Genomic DNA, 1,352 nt, shown 5'->3' on the forward strand with positions numbered 1-1,352 from the left:
CATTTATCTGTGCCGGTGAATGCCGGTAAATTGCATCATTAACCTGATAGCAACTTTCAGTTAGGGAGTCCCGCCAATTCTAGGTGCGGCGGGGCTTCTTTCAAATGGTCGTGTACGTTATTTCTTGCGGTCTTGCCAGGTACTTTCGTTAAAGAGCTGGCCATCGGAAAGACCGTATTTTTCTTGAATGCCCGCTTCGCGGATGGCTTCTTCGACCGAAATCTTACCTTGGATGGCCTGCGTGTAAATCAGTACCTTGCGCCGAACCGTTTCGGCATCTTCGGTGAGCATTTCGAGTCGGAAGTGGAACACTCCCGCACGGCGAAGTTGGGGTAACAGCTTGAGTGCTGATTGCGGCTTGCCTACGAACAAAGTGTTGCGGCATTCTGCATCGCTCTGCAAAAAGTGGCGTTCGCCCTTGTGGTCCAGAATTTCCACCTTGTGCTTGGTGCAAATCTTGTCGCATTCGGGGAAGCGGCGGCCCGTGGTAAGCGCGCGGGCGAAGGCGCAGTATTCCGAATGGAAGGCGGGCATGTACTGGTGCAAGGTGAGCTCGAGGCGTGTTCCGTCGATGTTTTCGAGCAGGTCAAAGAGCTGCGTGCTGTTAAGATCCCACGAGGGGTGAAGTGTCGAAAGACCTTGCGAGAGAAGCCAGTCGTAGCTTGCGCTATTGGCGGCGTTCAGGCTGTAGTCGCCCGTAAGAGGAATGCTGCTTTCTTTGAGGATAGAGAGCGCGCCGAGGTTACGCACCAGCGCAAAGTCCGGGGCCAGACGCAAAATGTTCTTGAGGTAATGGTTCTCGCCTGGTTTGTGAATACGGAGTGTGGCCATGCCGGCCTTGAAGCCAAGTTCGTGGATCTGCTGTAGGGGTTCCTCGTATTTGACGCCCCAATCAAAGTCCATGATGACATTGTCAATGGATAGACCTTCTAGGGCGAAGACTTGTTCGGGGTTGCGGACCAAGACCGAAATGGTCGCTTTGCGGCTTGTATCGTTCGGTTTCTGGGCGGTGTTGGAGTTCCGTGCGGTTTGGGCGAGGAAAGCCTTGCCTGCGGAGGCGTCTGCACCGAGGGATGGCCTTGTGCAACGCAGTCGATCGAGATTTTCGATGGCGTTCTGGCGGAGCGTGCGAAGGACCTTGCCGGGGATAAAGGCTTCGTGAGAGACTTGAAGATCGAGTTTTTCGAGCCTATAGGCCGTGGAGCTCAGTGCAGAAAGTTCCTTCTTTGCAAGTTCTACATAATCAGCAAATGTTAATGTAGAGTCAACGATATCACTATCATCACCAGCAAATACTAATTGCCATTTACCAGATGTATCAGTTTTATAAGCAATAGCTTCTAATGTAATAC

At 52.3% G+C, this 1,352-nt stretch carries 1 protein-coding gene; it reads right to left on the reverse strand.

Translation table 11 applies throughout. The features are described from left to right. Positions 1-117: 117 nt before the first annotated feature. A partial coding sequence (locus tag Q0628_RS15475; RefSeq protein ID WP_298772538.1) for a DUF3656 domain-containing protein occupies positions 118-1,352 on the reverse strand: 1,235 nt, incomplete at its 5' end.

Source organism: uncultured Fibrobacter sp. (assembly GCF_937877005.1).
Lineage (GTDB): Bacteria > Fibrobacterota > Fibrobacteria > Fibrobacterales > Fibrobacteraceae > Fibrobacter.